Origin of the sequence: Pseudomonas sp. R62, assembly GCF_000257605.1 — a bacterium.
In the GTDB taxonomy this organism is placed as follows: Bacteria; Pseudomonadota; Gammaproteobacteria; order Pseudomonadales; family Pseudomonadaceae; genus Aquipseudomonas; species Aquipseudomonas atacamensis.
The window spans coordinates 1,411,615-1,417,281 of record NZ_JH635999.1 but is presented as its reverse complement, the minus strand read 5'-3'; the positions used below and the strand labels follow the sequence as shown (position 1 = coordinate 1,417,281).

The window sequence follows — 5,667 nt, the reverse complement described above, 5'->3', positions numbered from 1 at the left end:
CCCAGTTATGGTTTGCATCAACATAGCGCTCTCCCCTTGGTTCATGAGCGTCCGGTAAAGCCCCGGCACACCGGGGCGCTGACTTCAATGGCTGAGGAACACTTCACTTTCACCGTGGGCTTCGAGCAGGCCCAGCAGTTGCCGGCGAATCACCAGGCCAGGCTTGTCCGACGGCATGTGCAATTCCACTCGCCGGCGAGTATCGACACAGGCGTCGTAATCGGTGGCTTCGAGGATGTCGCGGTCTTCGGCGGTGATCGCTGCGTCCCAGTCGATCAGTTCCTGGGTCGAGCATTGCTCTTCGCTGTCATTGCGGTACAGCCACTGGACCAGCATCAGTCGCCCGTCTTCCATGGGCGTCGCGCAGTTGTAGATGATGTGGTGGATGCCGCTGTCCGGATACATGCAGCCAAAGCGCCGGGAGAACGGCAGGTAATAGCGGTTGATCAGGTGGCGCTGGGTAATCGGCTCGCGAGTGCCGGTGATGCGATAGCTTTCCTCAGGATTGCGGATCGGCACCCGGGTCTCCGCCTCGAAGCCGTAGTCGGTTTCACGAAACTCGTAGCCGGCCGGCGCGGGCTGGTCGAAAAGGCCGAAGTTGGCTTTGTGGACGAAGGAAAAATGCGAGTTGTCAAAGGAGTTTTCCATGACCCGCAGCGGGCTGGTTTTCCACTCTTCATAAAACTGGAAGATGCGCCGGTAGCCCGGGGCGCCATCCTCGGGAAACTCAGGGATTGGTTGCAGAGGGTCGTCGAGGGCGACCCAGGCGTAGCCGTATTTTTCCTGGCAGTGAAAGGCCTGGACCGAGGCGCCCGGCGGAATCATGCCAGCGGGGTTTTGCGGGATCTTCACGCAGGTGCCGGTGCAGTCGTATTCCCAGCCGTGATAGCCGCAGGCGATGTTGCCGTCCTCGCTGACAAAGCCTTTCGAGAGCTTGGCGGTGCGGTGGCAGCAACGGTCGCGCATGGCCACCGGGGTGCCGTCGGGGCGCTTCCACAGCACCAGCGCCTCACCGAGTAAAGTGAAGGGCTGCGGGCCGGCATCCAGCGCGGTCATGGGCAGCAGGGCATACCAGAAGCGGCGCAATACAGGTTGTTTGGTGACCAACATAACAAGTGTCCTCACGGTATTCGTTCAGCCGGCTCTTGGGCTCGGGCTCTGGGTTCAGCAGTCTTGCAATCAGGCTCAGCGGCTGGCGGACTGTTCGGCGCCAGGCAGTACCTTCAAGTCCTTGACGAAGCGCGTGGTGTAGGCCTTCTGCCAAGGCGCATCGGCACCGAGCAGGCCGGCGTCGACCATGAAATTGCGCGTGGCCTGCCAGCGCGCATCGCTCATCACGCCGATGCCTTGGGTGGCGGCATCACCGCCGGTGACCAGGCGATATTGCTTGAGCGTCGACAAGCCCCAGGCGAGCAATTCATCGCTCATGTTCGGGTTATCGGCCTTGATCAGGTGGTTGGCGCTCGGGTTGTCGAGGTAGCGCTTCCAGCCCTCCATCGAGGCGCGAACAAAGCGCTGGACTCGCTCAGGATGCTGATCGATCACGTCCTGGCGAGTGGCCAGGGTCGAGCCGTAGGGCGGGTAACCGGCGTCGGCAAACAGGAAGAAGTTGGCTTTCTTCCCGGCCTTCAACGCCTGGAACAACTCGGAGCTGGCATAGGCCTGCTGCGTGGTGTTGGCGTTCGCGAGGAAGGGTTGCAGGTTGAAGGTGTAGGGGCGGGCCTGGCTGTCCTTGAGCTGGTATTTTTCCTTGAGCCAAGGCCACCACGTTTGCTGGCCGGAGGTGGACACCAGCACCTGTTTGTTCTGCAACGCATCCAGGCCGCTCACATCGGCATGGGTCAGCAGACCCTGAGGATCACCTTGAAAGGGCGCGGCCACGGCCACCACCGGCAGGCCTTGTTCCACACTTTTGAGAATCTGCAAGTCGTAGTTGACGATGAAATCGGCCTGCTTGTTGAGCAGCAGCTGCATGCCATTGACCTGCGGCCCACCCATGCGAATGGTCACGTCCAGGCCTTCTTTTTCATACAGTCCATCCGCCAGGGCCTGATAGAAACCGCCCTGTTCGGCTTGGGCATACCAGGAAGTAAGCAGCACCACCTTGTCATTGGCCAAAGCCAGTGGAGACGCGATCAGGGCGGCGGGCACAAGCGCCATGGCCAGTAGCGAGCGAAGCGGTTGACCCAAGGCAAAGCGAATTTTCATGATGTGTTCTCCACAACGATTCGAAAACCGCCGCGCGCCAATCGGCACGCCAGCGAGGGACCGATTGGAGAGAACAAGGAGAGAGGGCGTATATGCGTAGTTACACGGCTGACACTTCTCTCTTGCCCGGGCGATGGCGCCGCGTTCAAGCATCCAATCGGACGTACGCCCACAGGGAGGGGCGCAAGAGCAATGCCCGGTGCCATCGCTGGCACTGACCGCTTCTACTCGAAAGTGGTAATAGCCAAAAGTGTGCCAAGCCGTCGCAGGCCCGCCCCCACAGGATCCGGCGGGCGAGGCAATCAGCAGGAGGTGGGCAGGCGATTCGCAACGGTGCGAATCCAAGTGGGCGCGCCTCAATCTGGTGCGCAACCGATGGCTGCAAAGTATTCAGTTTTGCGTAGGGATTGTGCTGAATGAGAGAGGAGGATTGTATTCGCTCAGTTGGCACAACCCCTGCTTAGCCCTCATTCGAGTAGAAGCGGTCAGCACAGAGGGCTCTCAACAGAACCCGAGGTGCAGGGCATTGCTCTGGCGGCATTACGCCGCGCACCCGGCAAGGGTCGCCCCTCGTTAAGTTGAGGGCCAGAGCAGCTGCTTGATCCGCAGCTCGGGCATGCCTTGCCGGTGATATCCGCCAATCACCTGACAAGGGCAGCCCATGAACGCATCGCGTATTCCATTACTTGCACCTTCACTGCTGCGTCGCAGCCTGCCGCCGCTGTTAGCTCTGGCCAGCGCCGGCGCCGAAGCTGGCCCTCTGTTGTGGAACGACAACAGCTTGAGCTACCTCTACGGCCAGCATTTCAAAGTCGACGGCACTGGCGACGATACTCAGCACACGCTGAGCTTCGAACACGCCAGCGGCTGGACGTGGGGCGATATCTTCATGTTCGTCGACAACAAATGGTCCAGTGGACTCTCGGGTGCCGACGGCCATTCCTACTACGGTGAATTCTCCCCACGGCTGTCGCTGGGCAAAATCAGTGACCGCTCCCTGAGCTATGGCATCGTCAAGGACGTACTCATCGCCGCCACCTACGAGCGCGGTGAAAACCGCAATCGCAAATATCTGTTGGGCCCCGCTGTCGACCTCGTGCTTCCAGGCTTCGACCGCTTTTCCCTGAATACCTACTACCGCAAACCCGACGGCATCACCGGTAAGGCCTCAGGTCAATGGCAGATCAACCCGACCTGGTCCATGACCCTCCCGGTGGGTCGCTCCGACATTCTTTTCGACGGTTATCTGGAGTGGTACGTCAACGACGTCGGCAACAAAGGCACCTCCAACTATGTGGCCCGGAGCTTTCACTTCAACCCACAAGTCAAATACGACGTGGGCAAGGCGCTGGGGCAACAGCAAAAACGTTTTTATGCGGGACTTGAATGGGATTACTGGTCGAATAAATACGGGATTGAAGACACGAGCGGATTCCCTACCGACCAGAACGCGTTGAGTCTCTTGCTCAAGGTGCATTTTTGACGGGGGCCGATCGCCAATTGCAGAACGCGGCCTTGACGCACCACCTCGGCAAACTGGCGAAATCGGTGTTCATCGCCGCTACTCCTGCGCTGCCAGCGCCTCAATCAGTTCTTGGGTAGTCACGATTGAATGAGCGAAAGTCGGCCCGTTCAACTCGTGGGCGGCGTGCATCATTTCCGCACGGAATGCGGCGGTCGCATCGCGCACCAGCGTGACGTGGTAGCCCAATTCCGAGGCGTAGCGGGCGGTCGCTTCGATGCAGGTGTTGGCGAGCAGGCCGACGATGATGACGTGGCTGATGCCTTTCTGCTTCAGGCGAAAATCAAGGTCGGTATTGGCAAAGCCGCTGGAGCCCCAATGTTCCTGCACTACGATGTCGCCGTCCTTCGGTGCGAAATCGGGATGCCATTCGCCGCCCCATTCACCGCGTGCGAAGTGGTGCATGTGCATGATTTTGCATTGGGTCGGTGTTGGATGGTCCCAGTCTTCGTAGTCGCCGTGTTCCCAGCGGTGGTGCGGCACGATGACCACTGGAATGTTCTGCGCTCGTACGGCGCGATCGAGGGCTCGCAGGTTGTCGAGCAGCCCGACCTGTTCGGCAATCGGCTTGATCAAGGGGAAGATCTTGCCGTTTTCCGAGAGAAAATCGTTGTACGGATCGACCAGCAGATAAGCGGTGCGGTTCAGCGGATAAGGGGCGTTCGACATGACGATGTACTCCATGCAAGTTGAGTGACCGATGCCGTGGGCTCGCCCGGGCATCAGTTTTTTATGACGACGAAAAAGCCCAAGTCAGTTGAAGGCGCTGCGGTAGGCAAAGAGGCCAGGCAAGCCGCCGGTCATCACAAACAGCAGATTACTTCCTGGCGGGTAGTCGCCTTGGCGCACGGCAGCGAGCAACCCGGCGAAGGCCTTGCCACCGTAGACCGGATCCGTCAGCAAGCCCTCAACGGAGGCCAGCAGCCGAACCGCTTCGAGCATCGATTCGGTGGGGGCGCCATAGGCGTCGCCACGTTGACTGCCATCCACAGTGATTGCGCTTTCCACAAGGGATGCGGACGGATCCAGGAGCTGCAAGGTTTCCCGAGTTTTGCTCAAGGTCGCCGCCGTGGCCTGCTCCTCAGTTGCCAATACCGAATAGCCGATAACTTCGGTTGATGATCGAGCGAGTGCCAGACCTGCTTGCAGTCCTGAATGGGTTCCGGCGCTGCCATTGGGGATGATGATCCGCTCGAATTGCACACCGAGCGCGTCTGCCTGGCGGAGGATCTCTCCTGCACAAGCGGCGTAGCCCAGACTGCCTCTGGGGCTGGAGCCGCCCAATGGTATGAGGAAGGGTTTTTTGCCTTGGCTTTGGAGCGCGCTGAGCAATTCGCCGGCGTAGCTGTCCGGCGTCAGACCCCGCGGCAGTCGATGAACCTTTGCGCCAAACAGGCCATCGAGCAATACGTTGCCGTTATGACAAAAATCATCATCGCTGCGCACCGCAGACGGGGTCAGGATTAGCTCGCAGGCCAAGCCGTGGCGGGCCGCGACGGCGGCGGTCAACCGGGCGTGATTGGATTGAAAACCGCCCCAGGTAACCAGTGTGTCCGCGCCTTCGGCCAACGCTTCGCCAAGCAGGAATTCAAGTTTGCGCAGTTTGTTACCACCGCCGCCGAGGCCCATCAGGTCATCGCGTTTGACGTACAGATTGCAGCCATGCAGTTCGGCGGCCCGGCTCAGGCGGGACAGCTTCTGAATCGGTGTCGGGCCTTCCAGCAGCGCCACTCGGGGGTAAGCAGCCAGCGCAGTTTCCAGTTGATTCAAGTCGTGAGGCATGACGGTTCACTTGACGTTGATGAAAGGAAGTGGGGTGGTCACTTCACCAAGGCCCCGGCCAAATGGTTAATCACTGGTATTGCAGTTAAGTCGCTTTGTCAGGCCGGGGCGGACTCTCGTGCCACTTGCCTGAGGATTTGCTCGTATTCCTTGAC

Annotated in this window: 5 protein-coding genes; 1 reads left to right on the top strand and 4 read right to left on the bottom strand. The window is 59.8% G+C overall.

The window, feature by feature from the left end:
- Positions 1 to 84: 84 nt before the first annotated feature.
- Complete coding sequence (locus OQK_RS24510; RefSeq protein ID WP_016774747.1) at positions 85 to 1,110, bottom strand: aromatic ring-hydroxylating dioxygenase subunit alpha; 1,026 nt, start codon at positions 1,108 to 1,110, stop codon at positions 85 to 87.
- 75 nt (positions 1,111 to 1,185) lie between these two features.
- Positions 1,186 to 2,208 carry an ABC transporter substrate-binding protein gene (locus tag OQK_RS24505; protein ID WP_016774746.1) on the bottom strand — a complete coding sequence of 341 codons (1,023 nt, stop codon included), beginning with the start codon at positions 2,206 to 2,208 and terminating at the stop codon, positions 1,186 to 1,188.
- Between the two features lie 661 nt (positions 2,209 to 2,869).
- On the opposite strand from OQK_RS24505, the gene OQK_RS24500 reads away from it, so the two are divergent.
- A complete protein-coding gene (locus OQK_RS24500; RefSeq protein ID WP_016774745.1) occupies positions 2,870 to 3,691 on the top strand; it encodes an outer membrane protein OmpK in 822 nt (273 codons plus the stop codon).
- A 78-nt stretch (positions 3,692 to 3,769) separates the two neighbouring features.
- Here the strand turns inward: OQK_RS24500 and OQK_RS24495 are convergent, their stop codons facing one another.
- Together OQK_RS24495 and OQK_RS24490 are read right to left on the bottom strand one after the other, a co-directional pair.
- Positions 3,770 to 4,399: an isochorismatase family cysteine hydrolase gene (locus OQK_RS24495; RefSeq protein WP_016774744.1), complete on the bottom strand. Its 630-nt coding sequence runs from the start codon at positions 4,397 to 4,399 to the stop codon at positions 3,770 to 3,772.
- A gap of 84 nt (positions 4,400 to 4,483) precedes the next feature.
- Positions 4,484 to 5,512: a D-cysteine desulfhydrase family protein gene (locus OQK_RS24490; protein WP_016774743.1), complete on the bottom strand. Its 1,029-nt coding sequence runs from the start codon at positions 5,510 to 5,512 to the stop codon at positions 4,484 to 4,486.
- Positions 5,513 to 5,667: the final 155 nt, after the last annotated feature.